Origin of the sequence: Butyrivibrio sp. XPD2002, assembly GCF_000423945.1 — a bacterium.
GTDB lineage: Bacteria > Bacillota > Clostridia > Lachnospirales > Lachnospiraceae > Butyrivibrio.
This window is the reverse complement of the sequence record NZ_AUIY01000013.1, coordinates 90,997-111,684: the sequence shown is the minus strand read 5'-3', so window position 1 is coordinate 111,684 and position 20,688 is coordinate 90,997. Positions and strand designations below refer to the sequence as shown.

General features: G+C 39.4%; 28 protein-coding genes. 6 read left to right on the top strand and 22 right to left on the bottom strand.

Going from position 1 to position 20,688, the window contains the following annotated elements; translation table 11 throughout:
• Window positions 1-360: 360 nt before the first annotated feature.
• The 4 genes from G587_RS24345 to G587_RS0108410 form a co-directional block, all read right to left on the bottom strand.
• Window positions 361-1,212, bottom strand: coding sequence for a hypothetical protein (locus tag G587_RS24345; RefSeq protein ID WP_051200908.1), 852 nt, complete (start codon window positions 1,210-1,212; stop codon window positions 361-363).
• Window positions 1,213-1,384: 172 nt separating this feature from the next.
• Complete coding sequence (locus tag G587_RS0108420; protein ID WP_026491872.1) at window positions 1,385-2,461, bottom strand: hypothetical protein; 1,077 nt, start codon at window positions 2,459-2,461, stop codon at window positions 1,385-1,387.
• 242 nt (window positions 2,462-2,703) lie between these two features.
• Window positions 2,704-3,516 (bottom strand): esterase/lipase family protein, encoded by an 813-nt coding sequence (locus G587_RS22010; protein WP_035786129.1) that lies wholly within the window; start codon window positions 3,514-3,516, stop codon window positions 2,704-2,706.
• A 149-nt stretch (window positions 3,517-3,665) separates the two neighbouring features.
• Window positions 3,666-4,925 carry a hypothetical protein gene (locus tag G587_RS0108410; protein WP_026491871.1) on the bottom strand — a complete coding sequence of 420 codons (1,260 nt, stop codon included), beginning with the start codon at window positions 4,923-4,925 and terminating at the stop codon, window positions 3,666-3,668.
• Between the two features lie 239 nt (window positions 4,926-5,164).
• On the opposite strand from G587_RS0108410, the gene G587_RS0108405 reads away from it, so the two are divergent.
• Entirely contained in the window at window positions 5,165-6,034 is an 870-nt protein-coding gene (locus G587_RS0108405) for a CPBP family glutamic-type intramembrane protease (protein ID WP_026491870.1), read from the top strand.
• Between the two features lie 43 nt (window positions 6,035-6,077).
• On the opposite strand, the gene G587_RS25410 is transcribed toward G587_RS0108405, so the two are convergent.
• The 3 genes from G587_RS25410 to vapB all read right to left on the bottom strand — a co-directional run bounded on the left by G587_RS25410 (window position 6,078) and on the right by vapB (window position 7,303).
• Window positions 6,078-6,245: a hypothetical protein gene (locus G587_RS25410; RefSeq protein ID WP_155829461.1), complete on the bottom strand. Its 168-nt coding sequence runs from the start codon at window positions 6,243-6,245 to the stop codon at window positions 6,078-6,080.
• Between the two features lie 417 nt (window positions 6,246-6,662).
• The gene (gene vapC / locus G587_RS0108395; protein WP_026491869.1) at window positions 6,663-7,076 is read right to left on the bottom strand and encodes a type II toxin-antitoxin system tRNA(fMet)-specific endonuclease VapC; all 414 of its coding nucleotides are present in this window, start codon (window positions 7,074-7,076) and stop codon (window positions 6,663-6,665) included.
• Entirely contained in the window at window positions 7,073-7,303 is a 231-nt protein-coding gene (gene vapB / locus G587_RS0108390; protein ID WP_026491868.1) for a type II toxin-antitoxin system antitoxin VapB, read from the bottom strand. The genes vapC and vapB overlap by 4 nt, the downstream gene beginning before the upstream one ends.
• 445 nt (window positions 7,304-7,748) lie before the next feature.
• Between vapB and G587_RS0108385 the strand changes: the two genes are divergently transcribed.
• Window positions 7,749-8,033: a hypothetical protein gene (locus G587_RS0108385; protein WP_026491867.1), complete on the top strand. Its 285-nt coding sequence runs from the start codon at window positions 7,749-7,751 to the stop codon at window positions 8,031-8,033.
• An 82-nt stretch (window positions 8,034-8,115) separates the two neighbouring features.
• On the opposite strand, the gene G587_RS0108380 is transcribed toward G587_RS0108385, so the two are convergent.
• The 11 genes from G587_RS0108380 to G587_RS0108325 form a co-directional block, all read right to left on the bottom strand.
• Window positions 8,116-8,847: a hypothetical protein gene (locus G587_RS0108380; protein WP_026491866.1), complete on the bottom strand. Its 732-nt coding sequence runs from the start codon at window positions 8,845-8,847 to the stop codon at window positions 8,116-8,118.
• Window positions 8,831-9,628: an ATP-binding cassette domain-containing protein gene (locus G587_RS22005; protein WP_051200907.1), complete on the bottom strand. Its 798-nt coding sequence runs from the start codon at window positions 9,626-9,628 to the stop codon at window positions 8,831-8,833. The genes G587_RS0108380 and G587_RS22005 overlap by 17 nt, the downstream gene beginning before the upstream one ends.
• Window positions 9,629-9,711: 83 nt before the next feature.
• On the bottom strand, window positions 9,712-10,254 hold the full coding sequence (locus G587_RS0108370; protein WP_026491865.1) for an RNA 2'-phosphotransferase: 543 nt from the start codon (window positions 10,252-10,254) through the stop codon (window positions 9,712-9,714).
• Window positions 10,241-10,516: a putative signal transducing protein gene (locus tag G587_RS0108365; protein ID WP_026491864.1), complete on the bottom strand. Its 276-nt coding sequence runs from the start codon at window positions 10,514-10,516 to the stop codon at window positions 10,241-10,243. The genes G587_RS0108370 and G587_RS0108365 overlap by 14 nt, the downstream gene beginning before the upstream one ends.
• A gap of 28 nt (window positions 10,517-10,544) precedes the next feature.
• The gene (locus G587_RS0108360; RefSeq protein WP_242830054.1) at window positions 10,545-10,850 is read right to left on the bottom strand and encodes an SdpI family protein; all 306 of its coding nucleotides are present in this window, start codon (window positions 10,848-10,850) and stop codon (window positions 10,545-10,547) included.
• A gap of 221 nt (window positions 10,851-11,071) precedes the next feature.
• The gene (locus G587_RS25405; RefSeq protein WP_155829460.1) at window positions 11,072-11,245 is read right to left on the bottom strand and encodes a hypothetical protein; all 174 of its coding nucleotides are present in this window, start codon (window positions 11,243-11,245) and stop codon (window positions 11,072-11,074) included.
• 191 nt (window positions 11,246-11,436) lie between these two features.
• Entirely contained in the window at window positions 11,437-11,751 is a 315-nt protein-coding gene (locus G587_RS22000; RefSeq protein ID WP_035786127.1) for a PspC domain-containing protein, read from the bottom strand.
• 262 nt (window positions 11,752-12,013) lie between these two features.
• Window positions 12,014-12,403: a DUF4342 domain-containing protein gene (locus tag G587_RS0108345; RefSeq protein WP_026491862.1), complete on the bottom strand. Its 390-nt coding sequence runs from the start codon at window positions 12,401-12,403 to the stop codon at window positions 12,014-12,016.
• A 16-nt stretch (window positions 12,404-12,419) separates the two neighbouring features.
• Window positions 12,420-12,581, bottom strand: coding sequence for a hypothetical protein (locus G587_RS25400; RefSeq protein ID WP_155829459.1), 162 nt, complete (start codon window positions 12,579-12,581; stop codon window positions 12,420-12,422).
• 10 nt (window positions 12,582-12,591) lie between these two features.
• The gene (locus G587_RS0108335) at window positions 12,592-12,816 is read right to left on the bottom strand and encodes a hypothetical protein (protein ID WP_196812540.1); all 225 of its coding nucleotides are present in this window, start codon (window positions 12,814-12,816) and stop codon (window positions 12,592-12,594) included.
• A 247-nt stretch (window positions 12,817-13,063) separates the two neighbouring features.
• Window positions 13,064-14,323, bottom strand: a complete 1,260-nt coding sequence (locus tag G587_RS0108325; protein WP_026491860.1) for a hypothetical protein — start codon at window positions 14,321-14,323, stop codon at window positions 13,064-13,066.
• A 172-nt stretch (window positions 14,324-14,495) separates the two neighbouring features.
• Between G587_RS0108325 and G587_RS0108320 the strand changes: the two genes are divergently transcribed.
• From G587_RS0108320 to G587_RS0108305, 4 genes are all read left to right on the top strand, one after another.
• A complete protein-coding gene (locus G587_RS0108320; protein WP_026491859.1) occupies window positions 14,496-15,062 on the top strand; it encodes a redoxin domain-containing protein in 567 nt (188 codons plus the stop codon).
• A gap of 354 nt (window positions 15,063-15,416) precedes the next feature.
• On the top strand, window positions 15,417-15,851 hold the full coding sequence (locus tag G587_RS0108315) for a hypothetical protein (protein WP_026491858.1): 435 nt from the start codon (window positions 15,417-15,419) through the stop codon (window positions 15,849-15,851).
• Between the two features lie 36 nt (window positions 15,852-15,887).
• Complete coding sequence (locus G587_RS0108310; RefSeq protein ID WP_026491857.1) at window positions 15,888-16,427, top strand: hypothetical protein; 540 nt, start codon at window positions 15,888-15,890, stop codon at window positions 16,425-16,427.
• Between the two features lie 5 nt (window positions 16,428-16,432).
• On the top strand, window positions 16,433-17,083 hold the full coding sequence (locus tag G587_RS0108305) for a prolipoprotein diacylglyceryl transferase family protein (RefSeq protein ID WP_026491856.1): 651 nt from the start codon (window positions 16,433-16,435) through the stop codon (window positions 17,081-17,083).
• Between the two features lie 281 nt (window positions 17,084-17,364).
• Here G587_RS0108305 and G587_RS25835 read toward each other — a convergent pair whose 3' ends face one another.
• The 4 genes from G587_RS25835 to G587_RS0108280 all read right to left on the bottom strand — a co-directional run bounded on the left by G587_RS25835 (window position 17,365) and on the right by G587_RS0108280 (window position 20,633).
• Entirely contained in the window at window positions 17,365-17,508 is a 144-nt protein-coding gene (locus G587_RS25835) for a hypothetical protein (RefSeq protein WP_196808798.1), read from the bottom strand.
• 165 nt (window positions 17,509-17,673) lie between these two features.
• Window positions 17,674-18,486, bottom strand: coding sequence for a CPBP family intramembrane glutamic endopeptidase (locus G587_RS21995; RefSeq protein ID WP_051200905.1), 813 nt, complete (start codon window positions 18,484-18,486; stop codon window positions 17,674-17,676).
• 237 nt (window positions 18,487-18,723) lie between these two features.
• Window positions 18,724-19,776, bottom strand: a complete 1,053-nt coding sequence (locus G587_RS0108285) for a hypothetical protein (protein WP_155829458.1) — start codon at window positions 19,774-19,776, stop codon at window positions 18,724-18,726.
• 26 nt (window positions 19,777-19,802) lie between these two features.
• Window positions 19,803-20,633: a leucine-rich repeat domain-containing protein gene (locus tag G587_RS0108280; protein WP_155829457.1), complete on the bottom strand. Its 831-nt coding sequence runs from the start codon at window positions 20,631-20,633 to the stop codon at window positions 19,803-19,805.
• Between the last annotated feature and the right edge of the window lie 55 nt (window positions 20,634-20,688).

The window sequence follows — 20,688 nt, the reverse complement described above, 5'->3', positions numbered from 1 at the left end:
ACCTTTCGCGATAATTCCGGAATAGAACCATTCGCTCAAATTGCGATTGGGGATGGATAATTCCCAAGAGTTTTATAGCTCAATGGTATAAAAATTATGTGGTTCTTCATATCACATTTAACAAAATTAACAGCCAAGATAATGCGTTTTTCATATTTATAATCCTTTCAAACTCCGCTTTGTATAATACAATTACAGGGGTATTTTACCTCAAACTGATAGAAATTCAAAATCAAACCTCTATCTCTGCGATGATTTAGCAATGAATCATATGTAGATAATCTGGATAACTGATCTTTAGCGCAAACTAAAACCGCAAACCATCAAATAATCGATGATTTGCGGTTTTTTTGTTTTGTCTTATGCCGGTGGAAGCTGTTTTCCAAACTCGTCGTTAAGAGTTTTTGCAATCTCCTGACATGCGCCTGAACCAAGTCCTGCCTTGGCAAGTTCCATTCTAGCATTCATCTCAAATGTTATCTGATTAGAATTCTTACACACTTCAAGTACTGTCTTAGCATAGCCGCTGTTTGCAGCTCCCAGCACCTTTTTTATCTGTGCAAGAGTTGGAATCTTTACAGCTTCCTTCTTCTTTGCCGGAGCCTTAGCTGTTTTTTTCTCCTTCTTTTCAGGCACGCTTTCCTGCTTTGGCGCAAAGTCTGCCATCTTGTTTGTGATCATGGGTCTTTTCTTTGTTGGTGCTGACTTTGTTTCTTTCTCACCTGTTTCAGCCTTTGCTTCCTTATCCGAGGCTTTTACTGTCTGTTTCTCAGAAGCTGCTTTTTTCTTTTCTATCTGCTTCTTTGGAGCCTTCTCCCCAGCAGGTTCAGACTTCTTCTCTTTTACTTCAACTTCTATGCTCACTTTTTTGCGTGGCTGCTTTTTAGAAGAAGCTTTTGCTCCTGAAGAAGGAGCGAGTCCTTTCTTTAGAACATCATCATCTGTATAAAGTTCATATTCCTTCTCGGCTGCTGTGAGCTGACCTATGAGCATAGCCTGGGCAATGCGCAGAATATTCTTTCCTTCTGCAGAAGTATCCTTTATCTCAGGAAGGAGTTTTACCTCCATATTCCTTAACATCGCATTCTGATATGCAGACACTGGTATGGAATCGTTTGCTGAAGCTATTACAATTACCCTGTCCTTTGCAGTATCCTTTGTGCTTAATTTTTCAGGGAAATACCCCTTGCTGAGAACTATGATATGTAACATTTGTGCCTCCTGATATTGTTATATGTTGTGCTATTCAAAATAGAACAATTGATAAAATATGAAATAGATATTCTTAAGTAAATTGAATGTGTATGTAAATACAATAGCATATTTTCGTTATAAGCCAAATCATAGCATGTGATATTTCATGGTAATTCTACACCATAAACAATCAACAATATTTCTGAATATACTCACCGAAAAATGGCAATGTGATCTCCGCTACACCATAAGACTCTGAGCTATCAAGGAGTAACCCCTTTTTTTTCAGCGCAGTACTGTTTACCTGATAGCTCCCCTTACCATCCAATTCCTCTAGAACTTCTTTTCTCTTTTTGGGACCTGAAGAAACTATTCTGAGGATTTCCCGTTCTCCTTCAGGGAGTTCTCTCCATATCTTCTCATAGCATTGAGCGAACAGCTCACTCTTTGCCTGCTTTAGCACATATTCTTCGCCCTTGTCTTTGTGTTCGAAGTATGCACTTCCAAACACCTGATAAGCATAGGCAAAGCCTTTAGTCATCTTGGCAAAAGAAATAGCTTTGTCTTCATCCATCTGTGCCATATCTTCATACTTGATTGCCATTGCAGGCATAGGAAATGGCTCTGTTCTCAGTTCGGCCGCCCTCTTAAAGAAAGTAAGATTTGGAACTTCGCCCAACTCATAGAAATTCTGATAAACCCCAGAGCAAATAAGATAAACAGGCCATGGCGCTGCTATTTCATCCTCCAAAGTATTTCTTATCAGCTTCGCATATACTGAGCAGAATTCAGTCATTGCGTCGGTCTTTGCTATATCATCGATACCAATCATAATCTTCTTTTTCGCCTTGACTAAAATACCAATAAGTTGCTCAAGACGCACTTCATCATCATAATCCGTTTTTGTATCAACACCAGCATTTATTCCAATAAAAGGTATTGAAATGCTCAAATTAGTTTTTTCTGCCAGCAGCGCTTTTTTAACTTCCGGCTCAAGCAATAGATAAGATATCAATGTGCTTATCTGATTTCTTGCAGATGAGACATCGTAAACCAGCCATCCTTCAGCTTTCATGTCCACAGTTTTATAATGTCTAAGGATATTTCCAAAGATAACGGTTTTCCCTGATCCTCGTATTCCAGTTATCTTGTATACACTCTCAGATGGCTGTGGATACAAGAAATTTTCGTAGACTTTTTCTTCCAAAGTGGTGGTAATATTCGCATCACCAACTCTTCCAGGTGTATGTGTAAATGGATTTTTCATAATGCCCTCCAATACAACTATTTACATGATTAATACAATAATACACCTATTTACACTTCTATACAAGTATTTACAACGCAGATATAGAATTACAACTATTTACAGATTTTATATGAGTAGCTACAGCTGTACCGCCCATTTTAGCTGGTATGTATGTATACTTAACAAAAAGATGAATCTGTTACATATCATGTAGAGCAAAAAGTAATCTTATATTTTTCCTTCTGGAAGAAATATGGTTTTTAATATCCCATCAGCATCAGATCATTAGCAACACCAATGTAAAACTCCGTTATATCAGACACTCCTTCACCCTGCTTTCTTGTAAGCCTTATACGGCGCATGTCTACTTCGTCGCAGTGAGAAATTCCGCGCCTTGAATTACTTCGGACAATTCCCTTAAAGTTAGTCCACTTCACAGACTCAGGTGTAAGGAGTCCATCGTTTACTCCTTCAACGAGCCATACGACCAGACTTGGGAACCATAGGAAAATATCACTGAATGGACTTTTCATGGCAAATGCGTAGCTCTGGTAATAGGTTTCTGGAGCATCGGGATACTCAGCATTAAACTTTGCTGCCCCATCTGTAGTGAACGATTTGAATACGCTGTAGGAATCAGGCTGTTTGTCACCAAGAACTCTGAAAACAATATCCGTGCACTTTCCGGCTATACGGACAAGAAAATCCGGGAGCTTTAAAAGCTTATCAACCGTGACGGATCCGTTGTGTGGAGTACTCATGGTGGTTACTGATGCAACCTTATCTCCCAGTCCATACTTTGCTATTGCGCATCTGATATCAAGGCCTCCTTTAGAATGGGCTATGACGTTAACTTTATCAGCCCCGGTCTTTTCAAGAATTTCAAATATTTTGTCACGAAGTACCAGCGCATTTGTCTCAATAGAAGCGTTGCTGTCCTGATTTCCATAGAATATCTGACAGCCTGCTGATTCAAGAGCAGCTGGTATTCTGCCCCAGTAGTTTAGATATTTACGATCCCTAAATCCCATCCCGTGAACCATGAGAATAGGATATTTTAATTGTTTCTCCATAATAATTCCCCCAAATGCTTTTGTTTCTACCACAATACACCTATCTCCATCCCATGACCATTCCCATTTATTGCAAATAGAAAAGAGTTTTTTACAAAAAAAGAACAATAAACAATAAAAAACGGCGGCATTTCTGCCGCCGGGTCTATTTAGGAGTTTCCACCTACAGTATTAAAACTTATAACCTCTGCACCTTCAAGCTCTGTAAAGAGCTCCTCGTAGCGGCTTTTTGCAGTCGGTGCGTCATAATCTTCGAACTGGCTGTTGCAGGTCTTGTAATAGTATATTTCATTACCATTATCATCATATTCTTCATATGCTTCCTCAGTCTCGATAAGACAACCGCTATCTATCAGATATTTGAATATGAAATGGTGTCCGGCAACATAAAGATTTCCATCCTTTATTTTCAGTGGATCTGCTGTGCCGCTCGACGAAACTGTAGCGAGATATGTAGGAACTCCGTCTTTATAGTAGAAAATTTCAGAATCTATTGCTGCATAAACTCCGGATTCCCATTCGTATGTTCCGCTTGATACCAGAAGTACATCGGAATCTCCGATGGTGGCATTTGCATAGCCCATGCCATCTTCAAGCTTATCAACAATCTGTGTGAATGTATCACATCCGGAAATATCTATGGAAGACTTCTCAGCTGTTGCCACATATATATCTGCAGGGTTAAAGTCCGCAGGAGCATATGAACCCTCTGCGCCGTCCTCTGAATCAGATTCACCATCTACTCCGGGCTCGTTCTCTTGGCTATACATCTGCTCAGCAACTGCCTGGATGTCAAATCCGTCAAGGTCAGAAGCTTCGACAGACAGGGAATACGCTATTCCAATTTCAATATCGTACCAGGTACAAAGGTCGACCATGCCGTCATCTCCTACATAGCGGCTGACCTTGCCCTCCATATGCCCTTCACCCCAGTTAGCTAGGGTTACATCATCTGTAGTAGTCCATTCATAGTACATGCCGGAAATATCTGCATATTCATCGGCTCCATACTGGGCTCTTGCAGTAAAATCCATATCATCCATACTAAAATCCAGCTGTATCAGTGGACCCTGGGCTCCGGGATCATCGCTCTTTTCCCCCATCATGCTCCAGCCTGTTACCTTACTGCCCTCGGGCGCTTTAAACAGGCGTGGACAGGATGATTTTGCTTCATCCTCTGTGCAGTCTCTCCAGGGATTTGCCATGCCTGTATTTTCTTCATTAGTTGCTGATTCTTCACTGCTTTCAGAAGTTTTCTCGCTGCTCTCCTCCTCTTTTTGCGCAGATTCAGTCTTGGAGAGGTCGCTTCCAGCATTAGTACTTACCTCTCCTTTGGTATTTGTACCGCACGCAACAAGCTGTGCTGCCATAAAGGATGCAATTATTAGGCTTACCAATCTCTTTTTCATCACATGTCTCCTCATGCTGTAAACTGACTATTATTACTATGAAATTCTACCATATTACGGCAACAAATATGGATAAAATTGCACAAATACAGTTGTTAATGTCTACTGCCCGTACTTTAAATTGCTTAGTGCGACAGCCCCTTATTAAAATTAGCACTAAATGCGTAGATAACAGCCATATAAACTGATAAAATATTGAACTGTATTATAAAAAATTGTTACGGGGATGGGGGTAGTGCATGAAAAATGAGAATTTAAGCAAGAAAAAGGTAGCTGTTATTTTCGTTATAGTTACACTTTTATTAACGTGGCTCTTTCAATTTACGCCAATAGTATTACAAATGAATGTAGAAGAGACTTCGGTATCTTCATTTGACTTTGCATCTATCTTTTTTGTTATCGGGGGTATGCTTCCATCACTTTTAGGAGGCATTTTTGTCGCTGTTTTATACAAAAAAGAGAATATTAAAGATTTCTTCAAAAGATGTCTTGTACCGGATAAAAGAAGTATTTTAGCTATATTTATCAGCTTGCTTCTCATATGTATTGAGTGCTTTGTCACACAGACAATATCCAAGATGAATGGAGGAGAAAATCTCGGATTTGAGGGGCTAAAACTTATTGCGGGAAATCCATTAATGTTTTTCTATTTCCTGTTTTGGGGGCTGATATCAGGACCATTCTCTGAAGAGTTTGGCTGGAGAGGCTTTCTCTCAGATATGGTAATCAATAAAAAGAATGTTGTAAAAGGTTCGATAATTATTGGATTAATCTGGGGAATATGGCATTTACCACTGTTCTTTTATCCTGCTCAGATTCAGTATGAATGGGCTCATTCGAACATGCTTTTAGCGGTATGCTTTGTACTTATGTGTGTAACAAATTCCCTTGTATATAGTTCGATATATGTTATTTCACACAGAAAAGTCTTTCCAATATTCTTTTTACATATGTTTGAAAATATCGTTCTTACAGGAGCAATGATCTATCCATTCAGTGATGTTTACAAAACACTGGTTAATCCGGTTTCAATTGTACTTGATATAGTATTTTTTGTAATCATTACCAGAACAAGATTATATAAAGATAGTCTTGAAGCCATGAATTAAATTTCAATAAATGCGCCCTCGCAGTAATGCGGGGGCGTACCTGTCAACATTTATTTATATTTGATTTATCTCGAAAGTTATCATAGCTATAGATTTCATCATCATTAGTACCTAAAATATTCTCGCTGCAGCTAATGCTTACCTCATACTTCCTACATTCTGGAAATAATATCTCCGCTGCTTTTTTTACTTCTTCATCGCTATATTTCATGTATGAATCCTCATAAATTTAATGTTCGTTAGATTTACTACTTGAAATATATATCGTTTTGCTCCCCGTATGTAATATATTTGGTACATAATTGCCATACATTAAATTTAATACAGAATTATGACAATAATCAGTATTGACAATATGCAAATAGCCGGATTGTAGTATGGCAGTATATATCTTCTTTCGAGAGAAGTAGCCTATCAAGAAAAAACAGTCGGAAGAAACTGCCCTATAATGTTATAATTGTGCCATGACAAACACATCTTGTATCAGAGTAAAAGCAATATTTTGTATCTATGTTTTATTCAGATACAAAATGTGATACAAATACGATAGTCACAAATGTGACCCTCGTTCAACTCAACTGACACCAGGTTGTACAAAAATGATAAACTTAATACCCTGATCCAAGCCTCATTCTTGCGACCAGTCTTCCACCTTCAAGCCTTCTACTCTTTCAAATTCTCTGGTGTTGTTTGTTACAATCGTCATTCCTAAGGATTTACCATGAGCAGCAATCAGTATATCCATAGGACCGATTATGTTACGATATTTTTCAAGGGCTACTCTTATCTTTCCATACTCTTCAGCAGCTTTCTGGTCAAAATCAAGGACTGATATATTTGATAAGAACAGCATAAGACCAAGCCGTTTTTTGCTGGGATTTACATTCTTTTCTACCCCATGCATCAGCTCAGCATAAGTTATAGAGGATATGCAGATATCCTCAGCCTTATGAGCTTTGATATTCTTTATGACATTCTCAGCCTGATTGTCCTTGTTACGAAGTACATAAATACATATGTTAGTATCAAGCATGTACTTCATAATTCTTCGCGCTCCTGGACAATATCATCTGCTCTTCCATCTTCCATGAAATCTTCTCCCATCATAGCGATGGCAGCATCCAACCCAGCCCACTCATCTTCAGGAGAAATTAGGAATACGATATTACCAATCTTATGTACATTGACCTCAGATCCCTCAAAGCGACATTCTTTTGGAAGTCTTACGGCTTGGCTTCTTCCGTTCTCAAATAGCTTTGCAGTTGTCATAACAATACCTCCATGAATAATCGGAACTTGTTTGCTAAAATTAGTATATACTACGGTATATACCATGTCAATGCTATTCTGTAACGAAGGCAATCCATTTTGGGTCATTTTCATGCCTTTGTGTTAATTAAAAGGTGTGTTGAATATATGAACAAAGCAGCTCTATCAAACCGCATGAATACGGCCCCGGATTTCTCTCAAAAAATGTCCACGAAATCAGATGTTTTTATGAACAGATTCTAAATATGTATTTTCTCATTCAAAATACGCATTAAATAAATTTGAAATTTTTAAAAAAAGTGCTTGCATTCGACCATGGTCGAAGCCATATACTAAAACTGTTTGGGAGATAATTATATTATGGAAAATATACCCAGCATTTGGATGATTTTGGCCTATAAGGTATTCATGGAATTCTTTGTAACAGGAGGATCATAGCGATGAGATGTATGCAATCGACATATATAATGACAGAGATCACTTCGATATAGGCGATGAATGCGGATATATAAATTATTATTTCGGAGGCGAAGGAAAGTATTCCGCACTACTTTTCATGGTTGATGTGAATACCTATCTGATCTTCGATCCCGACTCTATGGAAGGCTACAGAGATTTTGAGCTAACCTTCCTGCAGGTAAAAAAAGTGGATTCAAACATCATCGTTGATGTCTATAAAAACGGAGTTTATGATTATTCCTACGAAATGATCGAACATGTAGTTTTGTAATTTGATATAAATGGTCCTAGGGGACTGGGTTAGTGGTCCATAATGAAAATGAACCACTAACCCAGTCCCCTAGGACCAACCATCAATATCTGAATCTTCTCTTCTCAAGTACCCAGACCTTCAGGCACACCACTACCACAGCATACGCTGCCATGTGCAGAAAAATCAGCACCATTCCTCGCAGTTCGAAGATATCTGAGCTTCCAACTAACTTAAACCCGTCAAGAAAAGGTGGAAGCACAAAATTCAAGACCGCCAAAGGCATTAAGAGCTCAATCAGCCCTTCTTTACATATCGCGAGCACTGAAATCATGAGTGCGCCGAGTATTCCGTCTTTTCTCCTCTGTAAAAATCGCGGATGAAAAAAATCTCCGGTGGCCATACCGCAAAGTCCGCTAAAAAATATATACAGGCCACCCAAAATAACATCTATTATTCCCATGGGTCTAATGAACATGGAACTTCTAAGCAAAAATAGCATCGCCGGAAACACAGTCAAAATAAGCGCATAACCAAAACACTGCGTGATTAGCAGCATCTCCCTTGAAACGTAGTAATTAAGAGGCTTTTCGCAGTGCATCATCAGCGTTTCTTCGAACACATCATTCTCTTTCCCGTTCAAAGTCATGGAGATGAAGACGCATACAAAATACAGGAAAGCCGCTGACAGCAGGAAACTGCTGGTAACACCGATAGGAGCCATGGAATACATGATTCCTATAAAAAGTGCAGTGGCAACTACCGGTACGATCAGTACCTGCCCTTTTTTTATGAGTTTTCGCCGTAGTTTGTATAATTCAAGCGTGTTTTTCAATCCCTACTATCTCCCATCCTTCTTCATATAGTCCAAGCACAGTCGACTTAAGCGCCTCCTCCTCTGCCGTCAACTCGTAGTTGCAACCGTTATTTCTCATATCAGGCCGCATTATCAAAGCGGGATTTTTCTTCACATATACTGAGTAGACTGCTTCTCCCGGGGCGCCTATCTCCAAAAGCTTACCCTGCTCAATTGTGTAAACTCTGTCGGAAAGTTCATCTATCAGCTTCTTCTCATGGCAGGACATGAAAATTGTGATTCCGCGATCTCGCAACTCGTTCATCTTATCTAGGAAAACTTTTTGGGATTCAGCATCCTGGCCAGAAAGTGGCTCGTCGAGCAGAATGACCTGGTGCGGCGCCATGAGCGCCTGAATTACGCCAACTTTTTGAAGGCTCCCTTTGGAAAGCTTGTCCATTCTCGTGTGAATCATGGACTCCAGGAAAAAATCCTCTATCAGCCTGTCCGTTACAGCAGAGTCCACGCCCTCCATCCGCTCCACACCGCGAAGGTAATCAATCATCTCAATCTCCATGCCCACGAATTTCTCAGGAACATAGGAAAAACGCAGCTTTTCATGGTACTGTAGATTACCGCCGCTAATCGGAATAATACCTGAGATGAGCTTAAGCATCGTGCTCTTTCCGCATCCATTATGCCCGTAAAACGCGATGGATTCCCCCTTGTAAAAGGTGTGAGAAACACTGTCAATGATGGTTTTGACTCCGTAATTTTTTGTGACATTGTTTAATGTAATCAATTTTTCGTTTGTTTTCATTTTGTTTTTAATTATAATTCTTTTTCATAGCACAAAAAGTCCTGGTCATACAAATAACATTCACCAACATCATTGAATCCCAATTATGACATCTTTTTCAAATATTTAGCAGGTACAGCCTGCGTTAGCCAGACGCCATTAACAGAACGATAAAATGCAATGCCATCTCTGTTCATTTCTCCACTTTTTACGATGTATATAACAGATTTACCATGTCGCTGCCCTACTTTGACTGCAGTTTCTTTATCTCCGGAAAGATGCACATATAGCCTAGATTTAGGAATAAGCCCTTGCTGGTCTATAGATGCAACATATTTTTCGCCTGTTCCATGATAGAGAATCTCCGGTGGTATGACTTCTTCAAGTTCTACATCAACCGGTATGGAATGCCCCTGATTAGCTCTGATGAGTGTATGATCTTCATTAAATGAATACCGCTGCTTGTTATCAGTAGCAACGATATCTTCAAGCATATCCATGTTGAACTCATGAGATTTAGAGATCCCTTTTATGAGTTCTGACACATTTGCCCAGCCATGCTCATCCAGCGTAATCCCTATTTCTTCTGGTTTATGTCTTAGAATAAGTGATATATATTTGCTTATGTTTATCTTATTGTTTCCCATTATTATCTCCGTCCATATCTGATGCTGGGGCATCTATGAATCCAGCACCTTCAAGTGCATGAAGTGCTTCTTCTGCACAATCTTCAGGAATTATTATTTCTATACACTGCGTGGTGTTTGTTCCAAACAGAATGGAAAGATACTGCCCTGCACCATGTTCGCGTTTAAATGAGGGGATGCCTTCCGCTTCAAGAAGCGCAGCGACTCTTTCTGCTTCAAACGAGTCATACGTTTTGAAAATAGATAGCTCTTGGTTGCTCATAGGTTTTCATTCCCTCTCCCACTGCATGTTATTTTCTAATACCATTTTCATCAAAAACTCTTCTTAATGCCAATTCCACCGGAACAATTGTGAGGAGCACAATCGCTACCTGTACCATCTCAATGATAAAAGTAGCCGTTCCTATCGCATCTACAGATGAATGGATAAATGGAATCTGTACCAAAATGGTTGGAATTATCATCAGAAATCCAATCTTCAGCCATAACCTTCCACAATACTTCTGGGCGAATATCCATGTCTCCATACTTTTCCTGGACATCTTGGTTCTATAGCCAATTATTCCATTGATCTGCTTCGGTGGGTACTTATACATAAAGTAGCCAAAGCCTATCAAAATTATTGGAACAAGCAAATTACAAATAAACATTGTCACAAAGAAAAACATAATAACCATCCTTTTAAAATAATCTGGAAATGCCTAATGCAGAAACGAGCTGAATGGGGATCAGCTCGTTCTGATAGATGTAACGTGTAGTTATGTTTGTTATTACGCTTATTAATTACATTTTATTCCGTTAACAACTTTTGTGTCAATCAGATTTCTTCTTTTTCCTTGCAATGAAGTCTGTAAGCCTCAAAGAAATGAGCTGCTGTGCAAAGAAACCATACACCAGACATAAGAGCATTTCCTCCAACGAGGCACATAAGTCCGCTCACTGCAAAAACTATTCCCAATACTACTCTTGATCTTGATGTCATTTTAATCATGTTTAATCTCCTTTTTCTTCAAGTATTAAATGTGTCAGTAGAAAGAGATTATCCTGCTTTTTTAGAACAGCCCTGCATATCCAACCGGATATCCGGATACTCCTCTTTTATCGTGCTATATCAATAACCCGTTCATGACGGATACTGATCTATGATATTTCCTTATTCATCCGTATTCCCCCATTTCTTTATCAGATGCTAAAACCTCTTATCTCAGAATCATCTGTAAAAGGCTTAAAACCAACAGGTTCACTGGATTCATAATAATCATTTGCCGAGTAACTGTATGCTGTTTTATTGTTCCTGGTGGTCTTTTCGCTTTCAGGTGCTTCATCCATTACAATAGCAAGGATGATATACGGAAGGATTCCGATACCGGTTGTAAATAAGAGGATCATATAGATGACTCTTATGATCGTAGGGTCAATCCCAAAATACTCACCGAGTCCTCCGCATACACCACAAACCTTCTGATCTGCACTTTTTCGTAGTCTCATTTCTCTCATAACCTTTCCCTACTCTGTATGACATTCCACTAGGCTCGAAAAAACCTCGCCAAGTGGTCTGCACATCGCTTCCTTTGAAGCAACTCATTGTTTATGAGATTATTCTATGATTCCAGGTTCTTACAATAAATGTTCATTTAGGCAAAAACGGCGTGTCTATTTTTCTATTAGGGAATATTTTCCCTTCATATCCTCCCATATTAAAAGCAGGTCCTCTCAAATAGATACCGACCTGCTTTGCCCAAATGATATTTATACCTCTTTACTTAACCTCGTCCTTAGTTCCATCCTTTTTTACTACAACTAGTCTGCATCCAAGACCGAATGCTGCAACAGCTCCTGCGATAAGTGCCCAGGGAGTGGCGGCAATTCCAAGGATACCGCCAACGATACCTACATTAACAGGTACGCTGAACACGATCTCATCATCCTTAAGGATCTGGACTCTGTCTGCATTTCCTTCAGCAACAACAGCCTTAACCTTATCAAGGAGCTTCTGCACATCCTCTTCAAGCTCGCAAACCTTCGGCTGAAGATCCTTGATAGCCTTCTCTGCATCGCCGCTTGCCTTTAAAAGCGCTTCCTTTGCGGCCTTATAATCTACTCCTGCCTGATTCATTACCTTTTCGATTTCTTCAAGTGTGATTTTCATAATATTCTCCCTCCTATCAATAAACCATATGACAAAGTGCTGCACCGGCTACGTATCCGATTCTGTATATAAAGATCATTACAAGACCAGTAGCCGCTATTTTCTTTAAAAGGATCTCTTCTTTTGATCCTTTACCAAGAAACTCTATAATTTCTGCTTTTGCTGTATCAATCATCATGTCTAATTCCTTAAGCCTCCTTAAACAAAAGACCAGCAATCATTGCAACTATAAGTACAGGAAGTGCTATATAAAGCAGTCCTCCGACTACCAATGCTATTAAAGTAAAGGGCAGGAACACAAGGAAAAATACAACCTTGATCATGCTCCATGAGAACTTAAAAGCAAATCCTATGAGCTTTCCTATAAAACCAAACATACAAACCATAAAAAGCATTGTCAGTAACATTATCATCACCATCCTTCTATATGTACCAACAACTTATGTTTCATCTCTATGGTCATATTGTATGCAAAAAGATGAATCTGTTACATATCAAGTAGAGCAAAAAGTAATCTTATATTTTTCCTTCTGGGAGAAATATGGTTCTAATATCCCATCCCATGACCATTCCCATTTATTGCAAGTAGAAAAGAGTATTTTACAAAAAAAGAACCATAGATAATTCTGCCGCCGGTACTAATCATGAGTTTTTCCTGCATTAGGAGTTTCCACCTACATTATCAAAACTTATAACCTCTGCACCTTCAAGCTCTTTAAAGAGCTCCTCGTAGCGGCTTTTCGCAGTCTGTGCGTCATAATCTTCGAACTGGCTGTTGCAGGTCTTGTAATAGTATATTTCATTACCATTCTCATCATATTCTTCATATGCTTCTTCGGTTTCGATAAGGGAACCACTATCTATCAGATATTTAAATATGAAGTGATGTCCTGCAACATAGAGATTTCCATCCTTTATTTTCAGTGGATCTGCTGTGCCGCTTGACGAAACTGTAGCGAGATATGTAGGAACTCCGTCTTTATAGTAGAAAATCTCAGAATCAGTTGCTGCATAGACTCCGGCTTCCCATTCGTATGTTCCGCTTGATGCCAGAAGTACATCGGAATCTCCGATGGTGGCATTTGCATAGCCCATGCCGTCTTCAAGCTTATCAACAATCTGTGTGAATGTATCACATCCGGAAATATCTATGGTTGATCCCTGGTCAGTTGCTACATATACATCTTCCGGGTTAAAGTCTGCAGGAGCATAAGAACCTTGCGCTCCATTTTCTGTATCAGAGTCATCGCCTCTTGATGGCTCATTCTCAGAGCAATACATCTGCTCTGCAACAGCTTGTATATCAAATCCGTCAAGATCAGAAGCTTCAACAGATAATGAATACGCTATTCCAATTTCAATATCGTACCAAGTACAAAGATCGACCATGCCATCATCACCGACATAGCGGCTGACCTTGCCCTCCATATGCCCTTCACCCCAGTTAGCTAGGGTTACATCATCTGTAGTAGTCCATTCATAGTACATGCCGGAAATATCTGCATATTCATCGGCTCCATACTGGGCTCTTGCAGTAAAATCCATATCATCCATACTAAAATCCAGCTGTATCAGTGGACCCTGGGCTCCGGGATCATCGCTCTTTTCCCCCATCATGCTCCAGCCTGTTACCTTACTGCCCTCGGGCGCTTTAAACAGGCGTGGACAGGATGATTTTGCTTCATCCTCTGTGCAGTCTCTCCAAGGATTTGCCATGCCTGTATTTTCTTCATTAGTTGCTGATTCTTCACTGCTTTCAGAAGCTGTTTCGCTGCTCTCATCCTCTTTTTGCTCAGATTCAGTCTTGGAGAGGTCGCTTCCAGTATTAGTACTTACCTCTCCTTTGGTATTTGAACCGCACGCAACAAGCTGTGCTGCCATAAAGGATGCAATTATTAGGCTTACCAATCTCTTTTTCATCACATGTCTCCTCATGCTGTAAACTGACTATTATTACTATAAAATTCTACCATATTACGTCAACAAATATGGATAAAATTGCACAAATACAGTTGTTAATGTCTACTGCCCGTGGTACTTTAAAAGTGGTTGGTGAAAGCTGTATCAGCGCATTCATAACAAGGGGGATGATATGAAAAAAAGTGTGAGGGTTTGTTTCTTGAGCATTCTTTTAGCTATGGTCATGGTATTTTCCTTTAGCTGTGCTTCTATTGAGGCAAATGCATATACTTCCAAATACATGAGTAAGACCGCGAAAAAGAACATCAATAAGTATGTAAAGTCCATGAAGATCGTTGCCCAGAAGAATAAGAGCGGCAAGAACAAGACGTACAAAATAAAGAAGATCAAGACAAAATATGTTGTTTTGCTCTTTGGAAGGACCGGCTGCAGCCTTACTATGAATACCCTTAAAACAGCTGAAAAGCTAAGGAAAAAGGGCAAGTCAATAAAGGTTGTATTTCTGGATGTGGACAGATATGACAGCGGACTGTATTATCTTCGGAAGAAGTATCCAAAGGTCATAACATCCTTAAACTACCCGTATAACAACCGGCATATGTGGACACTGCTTCGCTATGCAGGCTATTACAGGAGAAATGTTACTCTTCCAGCGACTTTTGTTTTAAACAAAAAGCATAAGATCAAATATTGGAGCTACTCCCAGGACACATATGGTCTTAAGGCAGCATTAAAGTAAGAAAAGGAGCCATCGTCCAGATGTATCTTTCTTTAGACATTCTTATCTCCCTTCTGCGTAGTCATTTATGGCACTACATATGATACTGGCATAATCACTGCGAAGCCCAGCCTGTGACAGGTAATATGTGTTTCTTTCAACTTCATCAGGGGATAACGCCTCGCAGCTGATAATGTGCCCAGGCAGCGCTATGAAATAGCCATTGATGTGCCGACCATAAATAACGAGTATCTTGTTATCTTCTATCTGGAGTTTTAGTTCTATGAACGTATCCTTAATGGTATAATGCTGATTGATATATTAATCGTGCTATTCACGGTGAACTAAAAATAAGGGGAATTTGGGGAAATAACAATGGAAAATACTAATCAGAATGACCAGATAGGCGGGGAATTAACAGAAAACGGTGATCAGAAGAACGGGAACTATGATCCTGTTACCGGTAAGCCTTATAATGGGCCAAAAACATATGGAACCCAGAACAATGTAGGGAACATTCAAAATGAGAATAATGGTGATGGTGGCCAGAAAATGTGCATAGTATCCCTATGCTGCTTAATTATCGGAACTTTGCTTTTATTTACACCTGTTGCCATAGTTGCCGGCGTTGTGCTTGTTGCAGGCTATGTTATCGCAATGTTAACTTCAGCAAAATATCCTAAAAATGAGTTTGCAACAATTCTTATATGTCTGTATGGCCTTGATATATTATTAGGGATCATATTTTATATCGTTGTGGTCGATACATGTATGTCCTGTCTTAATGGTGAATGGGCAATAATGGGTTAAAACCGGGAACAAATCTAAAGCGGGGAGTCAGGGGAAATGGAACAAAACAATCAGAATAATGAACAGGCACAAAGCAGCGTAGGTGCAGGAGGCTCTAATCCAAGTAACTGGAACTTTGACCCTGTTACGGGTCAGCCTTTAAATAGGCAGAATCCTTACCAGAATCAGTACAACGCGCCTATGCCTGAGCATGTCTACAATGAAATGATAAAGCAGCAGAAAAAGATACAGGATAATAACAGCAGTGAATGCAGATATCTGTGTATCGCTTCACTTGCTTGCTGGCTTTTCTCAAATTTCCTATTTTATTTTGAAAACATGCTGCATGATTTGTTAGGTGTGGTATATGACAAAATCCTGCAGCCTTCTACAGGGTTATTTCTTATAGCTGGATATGTATTTGTAGTGATTGCCCTTGTAAAGTATCCGAAGAACACCTTTGCCAAGGTACTTCTTGTCATTTATGTCATCGAGATAGTATTTATGGTTATTGTAGCAGTCATTGCGATAATAGCATGTGCTACTATCCTGTCATCATGTTTTGGCGGATATAAAGGCTGTTTTAATATAGGGTGATAACTATGTACAGGATAATGATTCTTACATCCTTTATTATTGGAATAACAATGTCAGCATATCTTCTCAGAAGGAAAAAGATTCCTTCCAGGATAATCGTGATGTCGCTTGCTTTGGAGCTTTTGCTCTGCGTTTATCTCTCTATTATTGCGACTTATCTTCTCTCCGGTATGGGCGGATATGGACTAAATAGTACGGGAGGAGCTGTGGGAATGCTCCTGGGGGCATTCATATTTTCGTTTATAACGCCGCAGAATAAGGAAGCTTTTTGGGATGCCTATACGCTGGTACTTCCCCTTATGTACGGACTTGGAAAAGTTGGCTGCGCATTTGCCGGATGCTGCGGGGGAATTTCATATAACGGAATATGCCATATACACACGCAGGAAGGCGACGTTTTTCCTGTCCAGATCTTAGAAGCATCCGTATTTCTTCTGATATTTGCCATGTCAGCTTTTGTGTATTTTAGGAACCGTTTTGACCCGTTAAAGGCTGCCATCATATACAGCCTGGTTAAGATAATGCTTGATTTTTTGAGAGCTTCACATGCAGATAAGATTGTAAGTGAAAACCAGATCATGTGCGCGGTAGTTATAGTGCTGCTTCTGGTGGTAAGGTTTAGGGGAAACTATGGGATTAATAAAGAAACTGTTTAAAACAACCATAACCTTTACTTTCTCAAGGGCTTCTTTTGCAGCATTTTTAAAGACAAGATTGCTTCTATACGGGGGTGTGACATGACTTATGATTCTCCACCCACAGTCTGAAAACTAATCACATCTGCGCTTTCAAGTTCTGTAAAGAGCTCTTCGTAGCGGCTTTGTGCGGTCGCCTCATCATAAAAGATTTCATAGTATGGTCCTAAAAGAAAACTTCTAATCTATTTACCGGAAGGTCTTCTTAACGATCTTGCTTTTTCTTTCACAGATACTGTCCTTTACACGCCCTTCGGATTAGGCCCCCATTGGTTCTCGCCCGGCTGTGAATCCTTGAGGAACCACCAGAATTCACTTCTTCTTGCTCTTCCCTTGAAGTCTTTGAAATTTGTAAGAACTGATTTGATTGATTCGGTAAAAGACATATTGTTCCTCCTTGTCGCATATGATAATCGGTTTATGCCAATTATCGTATATAAACACTCAAAATTGTGGTTTTTCGACTATTGGGTATTTTTGAGCAAAATGCAGTCAGTGGGACTGTTTATACCTACCGGATACAGATAACGACTTCACTGTGAATCTGCTGATTAAGCCTTATTGGTTGGCTGGCAAGAGCGCTCCCTCAGTTCTGCCAGCCTGCCAGATTTGAAGGCCAGGGCAAAAGATACCAAGGCCAGTAATAATCCTATTATCAGCAATGATACTGCTCCTTCAATTCCAAAGGTAGTATCGTAAAAGAGCTTGCCAGAAGTATTTACAGCATCCAGCCCGAATACTGACACCACGGAAACAACACCGCTGTTTGGCAGGCCAAAGAAGAAGTTCTGCATAAAATTCCAACCGGTGTGAATACCAAATACCAGCCAGATGCTTCTGCTCTGCCATTTTGCCATGGCAAATGCCAATCCGATGACCATGATGTTGATAACTGCCAAAATGGAGACTCCATTATTAAACATATGTCCAAAACCAAAAATCAGACCGCTCATAATGATAGCAAGCCAGAGCGGATAGTTTGCATGGATGCGTTCATAAAGAAATCCGCGATACCACATTTCCTCTGATGCACTCTGAATAAACACACATACCAGCGCAAAAAGAATAATTGGAAGCTGTGATAAGGTAAATCCAAAGGACAGTTTTATATCACCATGAATTACCGCTGCAAGAACACATACTCCATTCATAAAAAATCCGATCAGCAATCCTAAAAACAGCGCCTTAAAACCATTATTTTCATAATTCATCGCAAATGAGTTGTAAATAAACCTGTTGCCTTTTACAAGTCCGGTAAAGAGGATTATCCCAATAAAAGGTATTATACGAACCAGATAGTTTTCTATTATAAAAATCAAAGCTTCACTGACGCCACCGCTAACAAGAAGGGGATCAATAAGCATAACCACAAGTTTTACCAGACTAGAACACACTCCAACATACAGGAGCAAATTCTATACAAATTTTATCATGATTCTTGACGAAATCAATGGGATTAGGTATAGTCAAAACGAGCTGGACAACGGTAATCTTACCGCCATACAGCTCGTCAATTATCTTAGGATATCTTATTTACAGAAAAACTTTCACACACTCGCTTACTATGGTGCAAATGCCCTTCTGCTAACGTAGCTTAATCATTAATCGAGCATATCCAGAATTTCTTCTTTTTGATATTCACCATATATCTCTATATAAGAATATGAATTCAGCTCATCGATTCTATCTTTAAGCTCTTCGTCGGATAAAGCTTCATCAGTATGATTGATATATTTTGTCTCCGTAGATTCGTAGAAGCCTATCTCGTCATATAAAGTAGTAAGCATATTGTCTTTTATCGAATATATTGTATTGCCATACTCTTCCATATCGTGTCCGAAAGAGCGAAGTGTGCTCTTATATGGCGCATATTCATAATATACGCATCCTCCTACTCCATAAGCACAATCGATAAGCGGATGAGTTACTTTTCCATCAGAGAAACTGTAAATATTTAAATATCCGGCATCTTCAACCAGTTCCGGAATATCGTCATCGTCCAGATAGATCAGATTATATGTGTAATCCGTTTTACCAAGCTCATGTAGACGGATCAAAGCCTTATAAGCCTCAGCATAAGAACTGATCTTTCCTGTTTCAAGCCCACCGGTAAGGAAGTTTTCAATCTTGTCTGCACTATACTCATCGCCTATTTCGTCCCGGACAGAGTCCCTGGTCTCATTATCAGCACTAAACCAAAAGCTACCCCTATCAGATTCAGGAGATCTTCCTTTGTAAAGCCAAAAGGTCTCATTATTTCTACGGCCCTTCCCGACTATGATCAGGTCAATAATTCCGTCAAATGTATAATCACAAGCCGTAACTTCCTTAATTGTGAGTGGCAAGGTATCATTGATAGTGCAAATGAGTTCTCCGTCCTTTCGGTATTCCATTTTGGCATCTTCTGAAATCTTAGGTACATACAGTTCATGCTTCCCATCTTCATAAGGGTAATCCAATTTTATTAAAACATCAGATTTTTCATAGGTGCTCCAAATGTATTCAGCCGGTAAAAATTTCTCTTTTTGAGGTTCTTCTTCAGCTATTTCATCTGTCTTTTCAGCTGGTGTTTCTACCGGGGCTTCTTCTTGTTTACTGCATCCTGCAATTATAAAAGTCATGAATAAAGTCAAGGTTATAATTCTTCTTTTCAATTCTCTAAATCTCTTTTTACTGGTTATCATGCTTTTTTCTTTATGTGGTCATAATAGTAATACACCTTTTTAGCACCGCGGCGCTTCATCTTGATAGCAAGATCCTTGGAAGCATCACTTAATGTGGATTGGATAGTCACCTTTTTGACATTTTTAAATGCATTTGCCTGAACATCAACGGGAGGTAATGTGTTTGAAATGTTATTCCAAACAATGGTGTGTAATTTCTTACAGTTTTTAAAGCAATTTTTTCCTATAAAAACAGGCGTTGTATTCAGATCGATCTGAATCAGTTTCTTACATCCCTTAAAAGCATTTTTCCCTATACGAGTTTCAGATGAGGATGTCAGGTTTGTTCCCAATGTAACTTTAGTTAACCCCGTACATCCTGCAAAGCAGTTATCCGGGATATCTAACAGATATTTATCCTTTGAACCATAGCTAATGCGATCCGTTGAAAATGCAGGCACATCAACTGAAACAATTTTTTTGCAATTTTTAAATGCACCGGAAGTGAATCCTGTAATATGGAACTGCTCTCTTGTTCTATCGCAAGTTACATCTAAGGTGATACCTGCTTTATCCGTGCCAACAAGGAACGAGGATGATGACATCGCTATTTTCTTTGCCTTTTTATAAAATGTCGGATTAAAACCTGCGATCAAAACCTGTCCAAAATCACCGCTAGCAGTTTCGGGCTCTATGGTACATGCCTTCGTCACTACATACTTATACTTTTCAGAATAAAATGTAGCACCCTCCGGAAGATGCTCTGATGCACATACACTTATTTTTGCAACTGAAATTACGCACAAAGCGATTGCCAGCGCGTAGAGAGACTTAAAAACTTTTTTCATAATGATTCCCTTCTCCTTTTGATTTTTGTTGATTGAAAACAATTAGCTCCCCCAT

Excerpts from the sequence above, each read along its gene's own strand:
- G587_RS0108280 (WP_155829457.1), bottom strand. The coding sequence starts at position 20,633 with ATGAAAAAAGTTTTTAAGTCTCTCTACGCGCTGGCAATCGCTTTGTGC.
- G587_RS22005 (WP_051200907.1), bottom strand. The coding sequence starts at position 9,628 with ATGAAAACAAACGAAAAATTGATTACATTAAACAATGTCACAAAAAAT.
- G587_RS0108405 (WP_026491870.1), top strand. The coding sequence starts at position 5,165 with ATGAAAAATGAGAATTTAAGCAAGAAAAAGGTAGCTGTTATTTTCGTT.
- G587_RS22000 (WP_035786127.1), bottom strand. The coding sequence starts at position 11,751 with ATGAGAGAAATGAGACTACGAAAAAGTGCAGATCAGAAGGTTTGTGGT.
- G587_RS24345 (WP_051200908.1), bottom strand. The coding sequence starts at position 1,212 with ATGTTACATATCATAGTTCTCAGCAAGGGGTATTTCCCTGAAAAATTA.
- G587_RS25405 (WP_155829460.1), bottom strand. The coding sequence starts at position 11,245 with ATGATTAAAATGACATCAAGATCAAGAGTAGTATTGGGAATAGTTTTT.
- G587_RS0108310 (WP_026491857.1), top strand. The coding sequence starts at position 15,888 with ATGGAACAAAACAATCAGAATAATGAACAGGCACAAAGCAGCGTAGGT.
- vapB (WP_026491868.1), bottom strand. The coding sequence starts at position 7,303 with ATGACAACTGCAAAGCTATTTGAGAACGGAAGAAGCCAAGCCGTAAGA.
- G587_RS0108365 (WP_026491864.1), bottom strand. The coding sequence starts at position 10,516 with ATGAGCAACCAAGAGCTATCTATTTTCAAAACGTATGACTCGTTTGAA.
- G587_RS0108320 (WP_026491859.1), top strand. The coding sequence starts at position 14,496 with ATGAAAAAAAGTGTGAGGGTTTGTTTCTTGAGCATTCTTTTAGCTATG.
- G587_RS0108335 (WP_196812540.1), bottom strand. The coding sequence starts at position 12,816 with ATGATAATGTTACTGACAATGCTTTTTATGGTTTGTATGTTTGGTTTT.
- G587_RS25400 (WP_155829459.1), bottom strand. The coding sequence starts at position 12,581 with ATGATGATTGATACAGCAAAAGCAGAAATTATAGAGTTTCTTGGTAAA.
- G587_RS0108315 (WP_026491858.1), top strand. The coding sequence starts at position 15,417 with ATGGAAAATACTAATCAGAATGACCAGATAGGCGGGGAATTAACAGAA.
- G587_RS0108345 (WP_026491862.1), bottom strand. The coding sequence starts at position 12,403 with ATGAAAATCACACTTGAAGAAATCGAAAAGGTAATGAATCAGGCAGGA.
- G587_RS0108420 (WP_026491872.1), bottom strand. The coding sequence starts at position 2,461 with ATGAAAAATCCATTTACACATACACCTGGAAGAGTTGGTGATGCGAAT.
- G587_RS21995 (WP_051200905.1), bottom strand. The coding sequence starts at position 18,486 with ATGCTTATTGATCCCCTTCTTGTTAGCGGTGGCGTCAGTGAAGCTTTG.
- G587_RS22010 (WP_035786129.1), bottom strand. The coding sequence starts at position 3,516 with ATGGAGAAACAATTAAAATATCCTATTCTCATGGTTCACGGGATGGGA.
- vapC (WP_026491869.1), bottom strand. The coding sequence starts at position 7,076 with ATGAAGTACATGCTTGATACTAACATATGTATTTATGTACTTCGTAAC.
- G587_RS0108370 (WP_026491865.1), bottom strand. The coding sequence starts at position 10,254 with ATGGGAAACAATAAGATAAACATAAGCAAATATATATCACTTATTCTA.
- G587_RS25410 (WP_155829461.1), bottom strand. The coding sequence starts at position 6,245 with ATGAAATATAGCGATGAAGAAGTAAAAAAAGCAGCGGAGATATTATTT.
- G587_RS0108305 (WP_026491856.1), top strand. The coding sequence starts at position 16,433 with ATGTACAGGATAATGATTCTTACATCCTTTATTATTGGAATAACAATG.
- G587_RS0108385 (WP_026491867.1), top strand. The coding sequence starts at position 7,749 with ATGTATGCAATCGACATATATAATGACAGAGATCACTTCGATATAGGC.
- G587_RS25835 (WP_196808798.1), bottom strand. The coding sequence starts at position 17,508 with ATGTCTTTTACCGAATCAATCAAATCAGTTCTTACAAATTTCAAAGAC.
- G587_RS0108410 (WP_026491871.1), bottom strand. The coding sequence starts at position 4,925 with ATGAAAAAGAGATTGGTAAGCCTAATAATTGCATCCTTTATGGCAGCA.
- G587_RS0108360 (WP_242830054.1), bottom strand. The coding sequence starts at position 10,850 with ATGTATAAGTACCCACCGAAGCAGATCAATGGAATAATTGGCTATAGA.
- G587_RS0108325 (WP_026491860.1), bottom strand. The coding sequence starts at position 14,323 with ATGAAAAAGAGATTGGTAAGCCTAATAATTGCATCCTTTATGGCAGCA.